The following is a 14,185-nucleotide window of genomic DNA, read 5'->3' on the forward strand; positions in this document are numbered from 1 at the left end:
AATGCACTGATCCCGCGGCATCAGAGCCGCGGGATCGAGCCCTGCTCATTTCAACATCTCCGGCACGATCAGACGCGGCAGGAACAGCGACACGCTTGGCCAGACGATGACGGCCGCCAGCACGAGCAGCATCGGAATCAGCATGATCACCGTGTCCTTCAGGGCATAGCGCAGCCGTACGCCGGCGATCGAACAGGCGATCATCAGACATAAGCCATAGGGTGGCGTCACCAGCCCGAAGGCGAGCGATATGATGGAAATGATCGCGAACTGGACAGGATGGAGGTCTACGGACCTGGCGAGCGGCTCCAGCACAGTGCCGACGATGATGATCGCCGGAATGGCGTCGAGGAAGCAGCCCACCACCAGAAAGCAGAGCGCGATGAAGAAGCCCGCCCCGATCGCGCCCATGCCCCAGGTCGAGACGTTGGCCAGCAGTTCCTGCGGAATCTTGTAGTAGGCCAGCAGCCAGCCGAACGCGCTTGCGGTGCCCACACAGAACAGCGCGACCCCGGCCAGACGCCCGGTGTCGAGCAAAGCCTTGTAGAGTTCGCGCGCGCCGGTTTCACGGTAGAAGAACGTCGACAGCGCAACGGAATAGAGCACCGCGACGCAGGCGGACTCCGTTGCGGTGAACCATCCGAGCAGAATGCCGCCGACAATGATGAACGGCGTCATCAGCGCCGGTATCGACCGCCAGATGGCGCAGCGCATCTCGACCCAGCTCGCTTTCGGATAGGTCGGATAACCGCGACGCGTCGCGTAGACATGCACGGTCGCCATCTGTGCGCCCGCGATCAGCAGACCCGGCACGATGCCGGCCAGGTACATCGCGGCGATCGAGGTCGAGATCAGCCCGCCCCAGACGATCATCAGGATCGAGGGCGGGATGATGACGGCGAGCACGGCCGAGACGGCGGTGATGGCGATCGAGAACGAGAGGTCGTAGCCCTCCTTGGTCTGGGCATCGATGAAGATCTTGGACTGGCTCGCCGCGTCCGCGGTGGAGGAGCCGGAGATGCCGGCAAAGAACACCGACAGCACGACGTTGATCTGCGCCAGCGACCCCGGCCAGTGCCCGACCATCGAGCGGGACAGCGCGACCAGCCGGTCGGTGATGCCGCCGATGCTCATCAAATTGGCGGTGAGCAGGAAGAACGGCACCGCCAGCAGGATGAATGAATTATAGGCGTTGAAGGTTTCCTGCGCGAGCGTCATCAGTGACAGATGCGGCTCGATCAGCAGGATCGGCACGCAGGCAAGGCCGAGCGCGAAGGCGACCGGCACGCGTATGATGAGCAGGCCAACGAAAGTACCGAACAGGACCATCGCGGCCTGTCCGGCAGAAAGTATATTGCCGCTCATTGATTTGCCCCAACCAGAATCCGCATCTCGTCGATAATCTGTTCACCGGCGAACACGATCCAGGTCACGCCGGCAACCGGCCAGGCGACGTGGATCATCCAAAGCGGCAGATCGGCCAGCTCCGACGTTCTGTTCCAGGCAAAGCGGGTGAACTCGAGTCCGGCGGATACGAACACCAGCGCCAGCGCCAGCACGCCGAGTCGCGCAAGAATCCGCACCATGGCCTCGCTTCGGCGTGACAGGTTAGGCCAGACGTCGACTTCAAAATGCTGCGACTCTCTGATGCCGACCATGGCACCGATCATGATTGTCCAGATGAACATGAACCGCGCCATCTCCTCGGTCCAGATGTAGGACGGAATCAATGGCGTGTAGCGCGAGATGATCTGCAACGTGACCGGAATGACGAGAATGCCGACAGAGGCGGCGAGCAGAATTTCCAGCAGTTTTGCATAGGCCGCCGTTGCTCGGCGCCATGGCGACGGGTTCGGTGGCATCGATATTTCGGTCATTACGACTCCGGGGGATCACAATCACGCAATGGGGCAAGCCGTCCGGCTTGCCCCGACGTCCTGTCACGTGGGCCGCGACAGTTCTCAGACGACGTTGATCTTCTCGAAAATGCCTTCCGCGCCGATTTCCTTGGCGTAGGTGGCCATCACGGGATCGGCGAGCTTCTTCATGGCGTCCCGCTCTTCGAATGGAACGCGCTTGAGCTTGCCGGCCTTCTCGAGCGTGTCGAGCTTGACGACCTCTTCGCTCGACTCCAGTTGCCGGCCGTAGTCGCCGGCCTCCTTGCCGGCCTTCATGATCGCGTCCTGCAACTCCTTCGGCAGGGTCTTCAATGTCTTCACCGAGAAGCAGATCGGCCGGATCGACACGGCGTGCTGGGTCAGGTTGAGATGCGGGGCCACTTCGTAGAACTTCATTGCCTCGACGCCTGCCGCCTCGTTCTCGCCGGCCGATATCACGCCGTTCTGGATCGCGTTGTAGATCTCGTTATAGGCGATCACCGTCGGGCTCATGCCCACGGCGGCAAAGGTCTTCGACCAGATCGGCGCGCCTTGTACGCGCACCTTGAGGCTCTTGAGGTCGGCGAGGTTCTTGAGCGGCTTGTTCGCGAAAATGTTGCGGATGCCACCGCCGGAATAGCCGATCAGAACGACCTCGGCCTTGGCTGCGACTTCGTCGGCGATCGGCGCCAGGATATTGGCTTCGACGACCTTGTTCATGTGTTCGATGCCCTTGAACACGAAGGGCGCATCGATGAACGGGGCCGCCTTGGCGAAGGTCGACATGTGAGCCGGCGAGACGATGCCGTAATCGACGGCTTTGCCCTGCGACATGTACTCGAAATACTGCTTTTCGAGGCCGAGCGAGGAATTCCTGTGCAGCGTGAAGTTGACAGGCTTGCCGTAGTACTTCTTCACCAGCTCTTCGAACCGGAGCAGTGCCCGGTTGAAGGCGTGGTCGTCGTTGAACTGGACCGCGCCGTTCAGCGTGATCGGCGACTGCGCCCGGATGATCGACGGCATGCCAATCGCAGCCGCCGCAGTGGTCGCGCCGATCCCAGCGAGAAATGATCTTCGCTTCATCGTCTCCCCTCCTTTTGATGCTCCGGCCCTGTCGCCGGGCCGTGAGCGCAGCCGGTATGCGGCTTGCGAGTGGGAAGCGTATGAAAAACGTCGGCGCGACGGAAGTCATTTCGTGTGCGCGGGAAGTCCTCTTCGTCGCAGGGCCACCACTTTTCGCGAACTGTTGCACTGCAACTTGCGTCCAGCCGATGCCTTGGGAGGCTGAGGGGCGGCCTCCTCCGCAGACAGATGGCTTGCGGACCTGTGCGCTGCACGCACAGACCCGCTCGCCTTCCAGTGCGCTTTAATGCAAATGGCCGATCAGATAGATGCCGCCGCCGAGCACCAGCACGGCCGGCACGGCCCACAGAATCAGAACTGGCATTTGTCATCCTCCTCAGTTCGACGTGCAGACCTTGACGGTCTTCATGCCGCTTTCAGCCTCGGTGCGCGACTTGTAGATCGTGCCTGACGGGCTGACGACGGTCATGGACGTATCCGTCGGCTTCTTGTCGACGATCGTGCACTTCTTGGTCTTGACGTCCTGCACGACGTAGAACTCGTCGGCCGCGAACGCCGGCAGGGATATTGCAGCAACCATCAGTGCTGCAGTGGCAATTTTTAGCTTCATCTGTAGTCCTCCTCCAGAGCCCGAGCCGTTTCGCCCGGTCATCTACAAACGGGAAAAACCGGCAATTAGTTCCAGGGGCCGGGAACGCCGTCCGCGATGAGGGGTTGTTGCGGCGCATCTTCAAACGAGGAGAACGAGATGAAGAAGTTGTTCCTGCTTTCCGCCGCGGCGGCTCTGATTTCGACCGGTGCCTTCGCGCAATCCACCGTCGTGACGACGACCGGGACCGGCCATGCGGCGGCCGTTCAGATCGAGCCGCAGTACCGAACCAAGATCAAATCCTACGTCACCGAGCACCGTATCCGTCCGGTGACGACGAAGGAAAAGATCGTTGTCGGTGCCGCGGTGCCGAGCGACGTCGAGCTCGAGGCCGTTCCGGCCGACTGGGGCCCGTCCCTCACGAAATATCGCTACGTCTACTCCGGCGAACGCGTGATGCTCGTCGATCCCGGCTCGCGCACGGTCGTTCAGGAAATTGATTGATCCAGGTGTCGGGCGGCTGCCTTGAAGGCGGCCGCCCTCTCCGGGAGTTGAAGTTATGAAATCGCATCGTGAGGCCCGGATCGCCGGGCTCAGCCTGGCGGCTGTCTACGCCATGTGTCTACTACTGACCGCAGTCAGCATGAGCTGAGGCGCAGGCATCCCAACTGCGCTGTAAGGTATCGCCTCTAGACGGTTCGTCCAGCTGCGCAAAAAATTATGGCGCAGCGCAAATCCCGCCCCTATGGTCTCCCAAAATCATAAATCCGGCGCTCGCCTGCGCTGGAACCGGGACGCCTGCGTTTGTCAAAGCTCACTTTGCCGGTCCGGCTCGCTCTTCTGGTCACGGGAACGATGTTGCCGCTGATCGTCTTCGCGGTCGGTATTGCCGTCTACAATTACAAGCAGGACCGCAACGACGCGACCCGCCGCGTGCTGGAGAACGTGCGCAGCATGCGCCTCGTGCTGGACTCCGAGGTGCAGCGGATGACCGGCGGCCTGCAGGTGCTTGCGCTGACGAATTCGCTGCGCAACGACGACTTCCAGAATTTCCGCCGCATCGCGCTCGGCTTCGTCGATCAGTACGGCAAGGGCGGCCTCGTGTTGATTTCCGATCGCAAGGGCCGGCTGTTGTTTTCCTCCGCGACCGAGGACACCGCGAGCCTGCCGCCACGCGGTCATCTTGAGGTCATCGAGAAGGTGTTTGCGACCAGATCGCCGCAATATTCCGACCTGTTCACCGGCGCGATCAACGGCCGGCAGGTTCTTACGGTCGAGGTTCCGGTGCTCCGCGACGGCGAAGTGATCTACGACCTCTGCTTCAGCCCGCCCGTCAGCATCTTTCAGGACCTGGTCGAGAAGCAACGGCCCGACCGGGATTGGACGGTTTCCCTGCTCGACACCAAGGCCTTCGTATTCGCGCGCACGCCAAATCCGACGGAGACGTTCGGCAAACGGGCTACGGGCACACTGTATGAGAGTATGTTGCGCACGCCGGAAGCCGCACTCTCGACGGTTTCGCTCGACGGTGTTGCGTTGTCCACCGTCTATAAGAGGTCACGGCTGACCGGCTGGACCATCGTGGCCGGCGTCGCCGAGAGCTCGCTGATCGCGCCGCTCTGGCGCAACATCGCGATCACCAGCCTGATCGGCGGCATCCTGCTGCTGACCGGCCTGACCTTCGCGGTCAGGATGGCAACCACGATCGCGCGCGGCGAGATGCTGCACAATCTCCTGATCGACGAGCTCAACCATCGCGTCAAGAACACGCTCGCCTTGATGCAGGCGATCGCAGTGCAGACTTTCCGCAGTGCCAGCCGGGACGAGCGGACGAAATTCGAGGGTCGGCTGGGCGCGCTGGCCGAAGCGCACAATTTGCTGAGCCAGGAGAAATGGGCGGGCTCCGAGCTGCGGGAGGTGATCACCCGCGCGCTACAGCCGTTCCTGCTAAACAATCCAGAGCGCATCCGCATGGCAGGCCCCGCGGTGCCGCTGTCGCCGCGGCTCGCCGTGGTGCTGTCGATGATCGTGCACGAGATCGCCACCAATGCCGCGAAATACGGTGCGCTGTCCAACGAGACCGGCCGGGTGACGCTGGAGTGGGAGGTCCTTGCTGAGGCGCCAAAGCCGCGGCTGCGCCTGATCTGGACCGAGATCGGCGGACCGCCGGTGACGGCGCCGGTGCAGCGCGGCTTCGGCTCACGCCTGATCGAGCGCAGCGCTCGCGACCAGCTCGGCGGCGAGGCAACGGTCGACTTTCTGCCCCGCGGCGTGGTCTGCACGGTGATTTGCACGCTGGACGAGGCGCGGTGAACGGAGACATCGGCGATGAAGATTGCAAGCATTCGCACGCACATCCTCGAAGCAAAGCTGTCGCAGCCCTTTGCCTATTCGCGCGCCTGGTACGACACACGCACCGCGATGCTCGTCGAGATCGAGACCGATAACGGCCTTGTCGGCTGGGGCGAATGCTATGGGCCTGCCCGCATCACGGCGGCGGTGGTGCAAAGTGTCGCGCCGTGGCTGATCGGCGAGGATCCGTTGCGCACGGACGTACTGTGGCAGATGGTCTACGCGCGCTTGCGCGATCACGGCCAGAAGGGCGTCGTGATCCAGGGGATGAGCGGTATCGACATCGCGCTCTGGGACATCAAGGGCAAGCATTTTGGCGTACCCGTGCATCAGCTTCTTGGCGGCGCCGCGCGCAAGCAGGTTGCGGCCTATGCAACCGGTCTCTACCGGCGCAGGTCAGGCGATCCGCTCGAATATCTGCCGGAAGAAGCGGCGGGTTATGCCGCCGAGGGATTCCGCGCCGTGAAGCTGAAAGTCGGCTTCGGAATCGTCGAGGATGCCGCAGTCACCCGCGCGGTGCGCGAAGCGATCGGCCCCGATGTCGCGCTGATGGTCGATGCGAACCACGCCTATGACGCGGTCGCGGCGATCCGGCTCGGCCGCCTGATCGAGCGCCATGACATCGGATGGTTCGAGGAGCCGGTGCCGCCGGAGGACCTCGCGGGCTATCGCGCAGTGAAATCCGCGCTCACGATTCCGGTCGCCGGCGGCGAGTGCGAATTCACGCGCTTCGGCTTCCGCGAGCTGTTCGTCTCGCACGCGCTTGACATCGCCCAGCCCGACACCTGTGCGGCAGGTGGTTTGAGTGAATGCAAGAAGATTGCCGACATGAGCGAGGCGTTCGGCATCCGCTACAATCCGCATGTCTGGGGCACCGGCATCGCGATCGCCGCCTCGCTCCAGCTCCTCGCCGTGCTGCCCTCGCACACGCCGACTTCGCTGTCACCGCTCGAGCCGATGCTTGAATTCGACCGCACCGAACATCCGATCCGGCAGGCCATTTTGAAGGAGCCGATCGAGCATGCGAAGGGCATCGTGCGAGTCCCGGACGGCCCGGGACTTGGCATCGAGATCGATCGCGGGGCATTTGCGCGATTTGCCGCGAATTAACGCATGGACTTGCCTCGCCGGCGCCGAACTGGGCCGCCTCGCGGCCCAGTTCGTGTGTCCGCCGGATCGCCAAACCTCTAGACGGTCGAGATGCCGTCGATCGGGCTGATATCCCCGACAAAGCGCAGCAGGTCGGCCATCGTGAATTCGCCCGGCACTTTTGATGGAAGTGTTGGCTTCCAGCTCTTGCCCTTGAGCCAAAGGTACGATTGACGATCGCCATGGACGAGGCCGACAAAAACCTCGGCAAGAAGCGTCGCTCCAACCGGTCCGAGCCTTTCGCCGCCACCCCGCTGCTCCGCCTCCTTGAGGATGTAGTACCAGAGCGGGGTGTGTTCGTGCAGACCATGCGTCTTCGCTACCGCACCGTCGGTCCCCTTCGAGATTTCGGCCGGCGTCAGAGGATTTTTGATTTTCATGGCCTTGGCGATGTCCTGCCCGGACGGCAATCCCAACAGCACCCCGCGCTTGAGATTTCGGAACGGCAGGCTGCTGCCGTCACCAGGCAAGGTGTGGAGTTGCGGCACGACAAAGGGGTCGATCTTGCGAGACGGATTGAATGCAACACCTGGCGGATTGGACGGCAGAATCTCGTGGAAGCGGCGCCAGTCAATAATCCAGTTGCTTGAGAGCACCGGAAGCGGGAGCGGCGGTTGAATCGGATTGGGCGCGAGATCTCCGATGATTCCTCCCGAAAGCCCTGTAAACTTGAACAGCAGATCGAGCGTCGCAGGAACGACGCCGCCAGGCGTGAAGATTCTGTTGTGGCTATAGACCTCGCGGACCATGCTGTGGCCGAGACGGTAGACCGCGGCGGAAAACTCAACAGGCATGTAGGGTGTCTTCTTGAAGCGGTAGAAGCGCCGTCCCTGCTCGAGGATCTTCGCCACCATGCCTTTTTCGGTGATCCGCTCCACAAAATCGTGCAAGACCATCCATTGATAGTGCCAGGTGACCATCCGGCGCGCTTCTTCGAAGATCTCGCCCTGCGGCTTGCCTGACGCAGCGAGCTGATCGCAGACCTTGTTGTGAAACTTCAGCATCGCAAGGTGAGTTTGCGCAACCAGCAGATTCTCGTCATTGCGATGGTCGCCGATCAGGGCAAACCCTTCGGGACTGCGCGGAAGGTCGTTACGATGATCTCCCGTGATGTTACCGGCACCGACGTTGACGGTTTTGCCGATCAGCAGCTTGGGACCCGGGCTCTTGCCATTGTCGCTCGCCGAATTGCGCGCGTACAAATGGCGACTTCCGTCCGGTCCCAGACCGTAGACGCTGTCGAGATCGAGCGCCGGTGTACGAAAATTCTCGACGGCCGTTGGATCGGCCTCCTTGTCGCCAAAGGAGGTCAGATCCAGTGTGATGTCATGATCGATGAATTGCCCGAGATAGGTAAAGCCGGCAGGTACGTTGGCACTGTTTCCCGTGGGATCGCCTGGGGTGGGATCCTTCATCGCATCGGCGAGTGCATGGAGCGGACCGTCGTCGACGGCCAGCGGTTCGAGAGTCGGAAACATCCGACCAAACATGCCCGGATCTTCGTGTCCGGAAAGCGTATCCAGAAATTGCCGCGTCGGGTGACGTCCGGCTTTGCCATGACCGGGTTGAACGTTGACTTCGGTTCCCATCGATTGCTCCTGCGCAAAATGCTGTGAGGAAGAGGGGCGCCGGGATTGTCGATTGGTCAAAAATTCTCGTTTCAGTATACGCTTTTGAAATTTGCCCCTCTGGGTGCAGTAGAATGAAATATTACCTCAGATTGCATCCGAAGTGTGTCCTTGCGGGCGAGGCGTTTTGCCCCACCCGGACCCGCTCAGTTGATCGCCTAGCGCTTCGCGGCGAACCGCGCCCAGATCTCGGCGTCGGTGTAGAAGTCGACGCCGCCATCCAGATCTCTCACGAGCCACTCGCCGAGATAGACAATTTGAGCGCCGCTGCGCCGCTCGTGCCGGAGCTCGAACTTTCCTTCGGCATCCCTTTGGAGCGAGCAGGTTGACTGGACCCAATTCGGCCACTCCGGCAACGGTTGACCTACAAATTGCCAGGCGACCAAAGCGACGTTGTTCGACAAGGATTCTAAGAGCAGTGTCTTGGTCACGAGATCTCCACCATGCGGTTTCCGCTCCTCCAACGTCTCGGGATGGAAAAGGTTTGATTTCGTTGGGCTCCGCAGTGCGAGCATGGTCCGAGGTCCTCAACGGTTCCTTTCAGGTTTCATCCGTGAAAACCCGGTCTCCCGCTGGTGCCTCCGCTGCGCCCTAACCGAACGTCTGCAACGCCGGAAACGTCTCCAGCAGCCAGATGCTCACATTCGAGACCGCGCCGGTGAGAAATCCAATGCCGGTGATCACCATCAGGACGCCCATGGCGCGCTCGACATTGACGAGATGGCCCTTCATGCGCGCGAACAGGGTGGAAAACTGCTCGATCATCAGGGCGGCGATCAGGAAGGGAATGCCGAGGCCGGCCGAATAGACCGCGAGCAGGCCGGCGCCCTTGGCCACCGTCGCTTCGGCCGCGGCGACCGAGAGGATCGCGGCGAGGATCGGGCCGATGCAGGGCGTCCAGCCGAAGGCAAAGGCGAGCCCCATCACATAAGCGCCCCAGAGGCCGACCGGCTTGGGCGCGGTCAAGCGTCCCTCGCGCATCAACAGACCGATTCGCGTCAGGCCCAGGAAGTGCAGGCCCATGACGATGATGACGATGCCAGCGAGGATCGAGAGTTCGGCCGACCAGGCGCGGATCAGCCCGCCGATCAGCGAGGCGCTGGCGCCGAGCGCCACGAACACCGTGGAGAAGCCGAGCACGAACAGGAGCGCCGACATCATGATCGCGCGTTTGGAGACTGATGCGGGCTCGTCGCTTTCGACATGCTCGATCGTCGCGCCCGTCAAATAGATCAGGTAGGGCGGGACCAGCGGCAGGACGCAAGGGGAGAGGAAGCTGACGAGGCCGGCAATCAGCGCCGCCGGGATCGAAACATTTTGCATGATGCAGTCGGAGCCATCTCAGGCGCCGATGCGGCGCGCGGGGAATGCGCGCGGCCCGGAGCCGAACCGGCTCTGGTGTAGCCGATGCCAGCGAATGCGCAACTGAGGCGCTCAAAACCAGGGCTCCTCCCGATGCCGTCTGTGATCACAGATGCGGCATCGGGACACGCACAAATCTCGCCAAAAAGCGAGGCTCGGCGGCGCGGCTACTTCACCACGCGGAGCAGCGGACGCCGGGGCTGGTCCTGCGTCTGCTTGGAGGGGGGCTGCGGTTCGCTGGTCGCGCTCCGCAACATTTCGTCGCACAGTGCCTTGAGATCGGCACTGTCAATTCCTTTGAGTTTCATCCGCACGTCCAGGATGACAATGGACAGCAGCTCGGCCGACTCGCGGCTGTTGCTCTCGTTGAGCACCCGGCGGCACTCTTCGAGCGTTTCCAGCACCGACTGCAATTGTTCGTCTGAATGCGACACCGGCGTTCTTTCCGCTAATTCGGCCTGTGAGACGTGGTTGTGACGACCTCTTTGGCCCCCATGGAGCGTCGAGGATAACACGAGGCCACTGCGCCCCCGAACATGATTTCAGTGTGTTTCTGCCTTGAAACCGCGGTTCCGGCGCGTGCCGCTTCGCCCCGCCGGCCGTCGTCGAAGCGCTCAGTCGTCGAACGCTCGATCGTAAAACACTCGGTGGTAAAACGCTCGGTGGTAAAACGCTTGGCGTACTGCAATTGATCCATCTCGGAAGGCGTCACCGGCTCGCGCGCAAGGACGTTCATTGCGGACAGCGCCGACGATCCCGCAGCCATGTCACGGCTCACAACGGAACTCACGCCACACCCCTCATACGGGCGATGGTTTGCCCGATTTCCAACCCTTGTTCCCAGTCCTGGCAGCACCAGAATACCACTGCGGCGCAGTAAGGATGACGTTCAAAACTCGTCGTTCCCCAACCCGCCGTGGTTGTGGTTTGCCCAAGATTCTGCCAGTTTAGCGACCCGAAGGGACTTGTATGCACTCCTTGGCGGAAAGGGGCGTTCCACTGGAGGAACGCCCAAAGACAAACATCAGCGGCCTGTCGGACTGGGATGCGGCGCGCATTTTCCTGGAAGTCGTCCGATGCGGAAGTTTCCGCTCGGCGGCCGAGCGCCTGTCGCTGTCGATCAACGCCGTCCGCCGCCGGATCGATGATTTCGAACGCCAGACCGGCACCACCCTGTTCACCCGCGACGTCCACGGCACCCGTCTGACCGACGAAGGCGCGCTGGTGGTCTCCGCCGTCGAGAAAATGGAGGCGGCTGCCTTCGACGTGCTGCGCACCAGCGATTCGACAGCGAACGCCCTGTCCGGCGAAGTCCGCGTCGCAGTCACCGAGGGACTTGGCACATTCTGGCTCGCCCCGCGACTGGTCGAATTCCAGCAGGCCTATCCGAAGATCCTGGTCGACCTGCACTGCGCGATGCGCTCGGCCGACGTCTCCCGCCACGAGGCCGACGTCGCCATTCACCTGTCGCGGCCTTCCGCGCTCGACGTCAAGCTGGTGCGGCTCGGCCGCATGCATCTGATGTTCTGGGCCTCTGAGAAATACATTTCAAAACATGGCGCGCCGCGCTCGGCGATGGAGTTGATCAAGCACCGCCTGGTGCTGCAGTTCGCCGACCAGCTCGACGCCAAGCAAACTTTCGAGAGCTTCTTCCCCGGCGTTCCGGAGCGTGACCTTCTGGTCATGAAGACCAACGTCTCGAGCGCCAATTACTGGGCGGTCGCGAATGGCGCCGGAATCGGCGTATTCCCGAGCTACGCCGTTGCGCTTGGCGGGAAGTTGATTCCACTGGAGATCGAGCTGAACAGATCGCTGGATATCTGGTTGTCCTACCACCCTGGTAGCGGCCGGATTCCGCGCGTGCGGCACATGATTGACTGGCTGATCGAAGCCTTCAATCCGGCGCGTTTCCCGTGGTTTAAGGAAGAGTTCGTGCACCCGCATGAATTCAAGGACGAGTATATGGGCGAACCCCTGACCCAGCTCTTCGGGGGGTTTTCAACCGAAGACCGATGAGAAAAAAGATGAAGACAGCGGCGAAGAGAATGAAGCAGCGCAGTGCCGGCAAGCCGGACATTGAGCTGGGCAAGCGGATCCGTCTGCGGCGCGTCGAGATGAAGGTCTCGCAGGCCGAGCTCGGCGAGAAGCTCGGCGTCAGCTTCCAGCAGGTCCAGAAGTACGAGAAGGGCGTCAATCGCGTCGGCGCAGCCCGGCTTCAGCAGATCGCCACCGCCCTCGATGTGCCCGTGACCTTCTTCTATGACGGCGACAACAAGGCGCGCGAAGTCGAGAGCCTGCTCTTCCTGGACTCGGCCTTCAGCCTCCGCCTGCTGCGCGCCTATAGCAAGATCAAGGACCAGACGGTGCAGCGTCAGCTCGTCTCGCTGATGGAATCGATCGCAGCGAACGAAGCCTGAGCCGATCGGCGCCCGCGCCTTTCCGCCCGATGTTCAATCCGCCGCGTCACGGGGCGCGGCTGGATTGGACGAGACCCGGACGAGATCTATCCGGCCCGCGTGCTTGCGCGGACTTCTCGGGGCGGCATGACCGCCCCTTTTTGTTGACCATTTTTCCCGCCGTCGCCCGCAGTTTGCGCGAACCCATTCCGGCCCTGTCGCGACCCAATCCAGAGACCGCCGCCCGGCGTCCGGAGCTCGCGATGCGCCGTGCTTAAGGGAGCCGCAACCGGGAGGCGCTAGCCTCCCGCCGATTTCTCGAATCAGCGCGACGACCGGGAATTGCCGATGCGAGCCCCCGTCCGGGCCTCGTTCTCATGGGAAAGATGGGACACATGTCGAAACGCCATGCGATGATCATTGCCGTCGGCATGCTTGCGAGCGCCTCCGCGCTTGCTCAGACCGAGACCATTGGACAGGCCGGGCCCAAGCCGGCGACTGCGGCTGGCACGGTGCCGGCCACCGCCAATCCGGCCCACGCAGCCGCACCGAAAACTGCAGCGCCGGCGTCCGCTTCGACGGCAGAGAGCCGCTCGGCCGCCGCGCTCGCGCTGACGCACGAGCCGACCTATGACGAGGGCTCCGCCCAGCGCATCAAGGATGCGGCGCTGAGCTATTCTGATCTCGCCGTGCGCGGCGGCTGGCCGGCGATCCCGGCAGACGCCAAATTCGCGCCCGGCGCCCAGGGCACCAATGACGATCTCCTGCGCAAGCGGCTGATCGTCTCCGGCGATCTTGCCGCCGACAAGGCGAGCGGCGCCTTCGACCAGGATCTCGCCGACGCCGTGAAACGCTTCCAGGCCCGCCACGGCCTCGCGCCGACCGGAACGATGACGCCCCGCACGATCGCGGCGATGAACGTGCCGGTGCAGAAGCGCATCCGACAGCTGGAGGCTTCGCTGCAGCGGCTCGAGAACATGAATTTCGGCTTCGGCCAGCGCTATGTCGTCGTCAACATCCCCGCCGCCTTCGCCGAAGCGATCGAGAACGACGTCGTGGTGAGGCGCTATCGCGTGATCGTCGGCAAGACCGAAAAGCCCTCGCCGACGCTGACGACCCAGATCAGCAGCGTCGTTCTCAATCCGACCTGGACGGTGCCCGCCTCGATCGCCAAGACCGAGATCTCCGCGCATATGCGTAAGGACCCCACCTATCTGTCGCGCATGCACATGGAGGTGCTCGACGCCCACGACAATCCGATCGACCCAAATTCGGTCGACTGGTCGGGCACGCATACGCCGAATTTCACCGTGCGCCAGCACAACGGCACGTTCAACGCGCTCGGCGCGGTCAAGATCGACATGCCGAATTCCTATTCGGTCTACATGCACGACACCAACCAGCGCAATCTGTTCAGCGACGATTACCGCTTCGATTCTCATGGCTGCTCGCGCGTCGATAATGTGCGCGATCTCGCCGCCTGGCTCTTGAAGGACCAGCCGAAATGGAGCCGCGCCGCGATCGACGCGGGCATCGCCAGCGGCCAGCATCTCGAGGTCGCTATGGCGAAGAAAGTGCCGGTGGCCTGGATCTACCTCACGGCGTGGATGACCAAAGACCAGACCGTCCAGTTCCGCAACGACGTCTATCACCAGGACGAGCAGCTGCTGGAGGCCACCGCCGAAGAGGCGGCATTCTTCAGCAGTGCCGGCAGCCATCCGTTAACGGCGCACATGACGAGATAGACCG

General features: G+C 62.4%; 15 protein-coding genes. 6 read left to right on the forward strand and 9 right to left on the reverse strand.

What is annotated here, in order from left to right; translation table 11 throughout:
• Nucleotides 1-45 precede the first annotated feature (45 nt).
• The 4 genes from ABIC03_RS06945 to ABIC03_RS06960 form a co-directional block, all read right to left on the reverse strand.
• A complete protein-coding gene (locus ABIC03_RS06945) occupies nucleotides 46-1,365 on the reverse strand; it encodes a TRAP transporter large permease (protein WP_354056617.1) in 1,320 nt (439 codons plus the stop codon).
• Nucleotides 1,362-1,877: a TRAP transporter small permease gene (locus ABIC03_RS06950; RefSeq protein ID WP_354056619.1), complete on the reverse strand. Its 516-nt coding sequence runs from the start codon at nucleotides 1,875-1,877 to the stop codon at nucleotides 1,362-1,364. Before ABIC03_RS06950 ends, ABIC03_RS06945 begins: the two co-directional genes overlap by 4 nt.
• 84 nt (nucleotides 1,878-1,961) lie before the next feature.
• On the reverse strand, nucleotides 1,962-2,960 hold the full coding sequence (locus ABIC03_RS06955) for a TRAP transporter substrate-binding protein (protein WP_275170438.1): 999 nt from the start codon (nucleotides 2,958-2,960) through the stop codon (nucleotides 1,962-1,964).
• 376 nt (nucleotides 2,961-3,336) lie between these two features.
• Entirely contained in the window at nucleotides 3,337-3,570 is a 234-nt protein-coding gene (locus tag ABIC03_RS06960; protein ID WP_275170437.1) for a hypothetical protein, read from the reverse strand.
• Between the two features lie 138 nt (nucleotides 3,571-3,708).
• On the opposite strand from ABIC03_RS06960, the gene ABIC03_RS06965 reads away from it, so the two are divergent.
• The 3 genes from ABIC03_RS06965 (at nucleotide 3,709) to ABIC03_RS06975 (ending at nucleotide 7,011) form a co-directional block, all read left to right on the forward strand.
• Nucleotides 3,709-4,053, forward strand: coding sequence for a DUF1236 domain-containing protein (locus ABIC03_RS06965; protein ID WP_275170436.1), 345 nt, complete (start codon nucleotides 3,709-3,711; stop codon nucleotides 4,051-4,053).
• A 351-nt stretch (nucleotides 4,054-4,404) separates the two neighbouring features.
• Nucleotides 4,405-5,862 carry a sensor histidine kinase gene (locus ABIC03_RS06970; RefSeq protein ID WP_354057527.1) on the forward strand — a complete coding sequence of 486 codons (1,458 nt, stop codon included), beginning with the start codon at nucleotides 4,405-4,407 and terminating at the stop codon, nucleotides 5,860-5,862.
• A 15-nt stretch (nucleotides 5,863-5,877) separates the two neighbouring features.
• A complete protein-coding gene (locus ABIC03_RS06975; RefSeq protein WP_354056621.1) occupies nucleotides 5,878-7,011 on the forward strand; it encodes a mandelate racemase/muconate lactonizing enzyme family protein in 1,134 nt (377 codons plus the stop codon).
• Between the two features lie 77 nt (nucleotides 7,012-7,088).
• On the opposite strand, the gene ABIC03_RS06980 is transcribed toward ABIC03_RS06975, so the two are convergent.
• The 5 genes from ABIC03_RS06980 to ABIC03_RS07000 form a co-directional block, all read right to left on the reverse strand.
• Nucleotides 7,089-8,639 carry a peroxidase family protein gene (locus ABIC03_RS06980; RefSeq protein ID WP_354056623.1) on the reverse strand — a complete coding sequence of 517 codons (1,551 nt, stop codon included), beginning with the start codon at nucleotides 8,637-8,639 and terminating at the stop codon, nucleotides 7,089-7,091.
• A gap of 197 nt (nucleotides 8,640-8,836) precedes the next feature.
• Nucleotides 8,837-9,109, reverse strand: coding sequence for a hypothetical protein (locus ABIC03_RS06985; protein WP_275170433.1), 273 nt, complete (start codon nucleotides 9,107-9,109; stop codon nucleotides 8,837-8,839).
• A 160-nt stretch (nucleotides 9,110-9,269) separates the two neighbouring features.
• On the reverse strand, nucleotides 9,270-10,001 hold the full coding sequence (locus ABIC03_RS06990) for a cytochrome c biogenesis CcdA family protein (protein WP_354056625.1): 732 nt from the start codon (nucleotides 9,999-10,001) through the stop codon (nucleotides 9,270-9,272).
• Between the two features lie 206 nt (nucleotides 10,002-10,207).
• Complete coding sequence (locus tag ABIC03_RS06995) at nucleotides 10,208-10,474, reverse strand: hypothetical protein (protein ID WP_106942703.1); 267 nt, start codon at nucleotides 10,472-10,474, stop codon at nucleotides 10,208-10,210.
• A 14-nt stretch (nucleotides 10,475-10,488) separates the two neighbouring features.
• A complete protein-coding gene (locus tag ABIC03_RS07000) occupies nucleotides 10,489-10,806 on the reverse strand; it encodes a hypothetical protein (protein WP_354056627.1) in 318 nt (105 codons plus the stop codon).
• Between the two features lie 203 nt (nucleotides 10,807-11,009).
• Between ABIC03_RS07000 and ABIC03_RS07005 the strand changes: the two genes are divergently transcribed.
• The 3 genes from ABIC03_RS07005 (at nucleotide 11,010) to ABIC03_RS07015 (ending at nucleotide 14,181) form a co-directional block, all read left to right on the forward strand.
• Complete coding sequence (locus ABIC03_RS07005) at nucleotides 11,010-12,056, forward strand: LysR family transcriptional regulator (protein WP_275170430.1); 1,047 nt, start codon at nucleotides 11,010-11,012, stop codon at nucleotides 12,054-12,056.
• A gap of 29 nt (nucleotides 12,057-12,085) precedes the next feature.
• A complete protein-coding gene (locus tag ABIC03_RS07010) occupies nucleotides 12,086-12,457 on the forward strand; it encodes a helix-turn-helix domain-containing protein (protein ID WP_026233304.1) in 372 nt (123 codons plus the stop codon).
• A gap of 374 nt (nucleotides 12,458-12,831) precedes the next feature.
• Nucleotides 12,832-14,181: a L,D-transpeptidase family protein gene (locus ABIC03_RS07015; protein WP_354056630.1), complete on the forward strand. Its 1,350-nt coding sequence runs from the start codon at nucleotides 12,832-12,834 to the stop codon at nucleotides 14,179-14,181.
• Nucleotides 14,182-14,185 lie beyond the last annotated feature (4 nt).

It is taken from the genome of Bradyrhizobium sp. RT6a (assembly GCF_040547675.1).
GTDB lineage: Bacteria > Pseudomonadota > Alphaproteobacteria > Rhizobiales > Xanthobacteraceae > Bradyrhizobium.

What these genes read in the sequence shown, in the direction of transcription:
- ABIC03_RS06945 (WP_354056617.1), bottom strand. Translation starts at nt 1,365, where the DNA reads ATGAGCGGCAATATACTTTCTGCCGGACAGGCCGCGATGGTCCTGTTC.
- ABIC03_RS06950 (WP_354056619.1), bottom strand. Translation starts at nt 1,877, where the DNA reads ATGACCGAAATATCGATGCCACCGAACCCGTCGCCATGGCGCCGAGCA.
- ABIC03_RS06955 (WP_275170438.1), bottom strand. Translation starts at nt 2,960, where the DNA reads ATGAAGCGAAGATCATTTCTCGCTGGGATCGGCGCGACCACTGCGGCG.
- ABIC03_RS06960 (WP_275170437.1), bottom strand. Translation starts at nt 3,570, where the DNA reads ATGAAGCTAAAAATTGCCACTGCAGCACTGATGGTTGCTGCAATATCC.
- ABIC03_RS06965 (WP_275170436.1), top strand. Translation starts at nt 3,709, where the DNA reads ATGAAGAAGTTGTTCCTGCTTTCCGCCGCGGCGGCTCTGATTTCGACC.
- ABIC03_RS06970 (WP_354057527.1), top strand. Translation starts at nt 4,405, where the DNA reads ATGTTGCCGCTGATCGTCTTCGCGGTCGGTATTGCCGTCTACAATTAC.
- ABIC03_RS06975 (WP_354056621.1), top strand. Translation starts at nt 5,878, where the DNA reads ATGAAGATTGCAAGCATTCGCACGCACATCCTCGAAGCAAAGCTGTCG.
- ABIC03_RS06980 (WP_354056623.1), bottom strand. Translation starts at nt 8,639, where the DNA reads ATGGGAACCGAAGTCAACGTTCAACCCGGTCATGGCAAAGCCGGACGT.
- ABIC03_RS06990 (WP_354056625.1), bottom strand. Translation starts at nt 10,001, where the DNA reads ATGCAAAATGTTTCGATCCCGGCGGCGCTGATTGCCGGCCTCGTCAGC.
- ABIC03_RS07000 (WP_354056627.1), bottom strand. Translation starts at nt 10,806, where the DNA reads ATGGCTGCGGGATCGTCGGCGCTGTCCGCAATGAACGTCCTTGCGCGC.
- ABIC03_RS07005 (WP_275170430.1), top strand. Translation starts at nt 11,010, where the DNA reads ATGCACTCCTTGGCGGAAAGGGGCGTTCCACTGGAGGAACGCCCAAAG.
- ABIC03_RS07010 (WP_026233304.1), top strand. Translation starts at nt 12,086, where the DNA reads ATGAAGCAGCGCAGTGCCGGCAAGCCGGACATTGAGCTGGGCAAGCGG.
- ABIC03_RS07015 (WP_354056630.1), top strand. Translation starts at nt 12,832, where the DNA reads ATGTCGAAACGCCATGCGATGATCATTGCCGTCGGCATGCTTGCGAGC.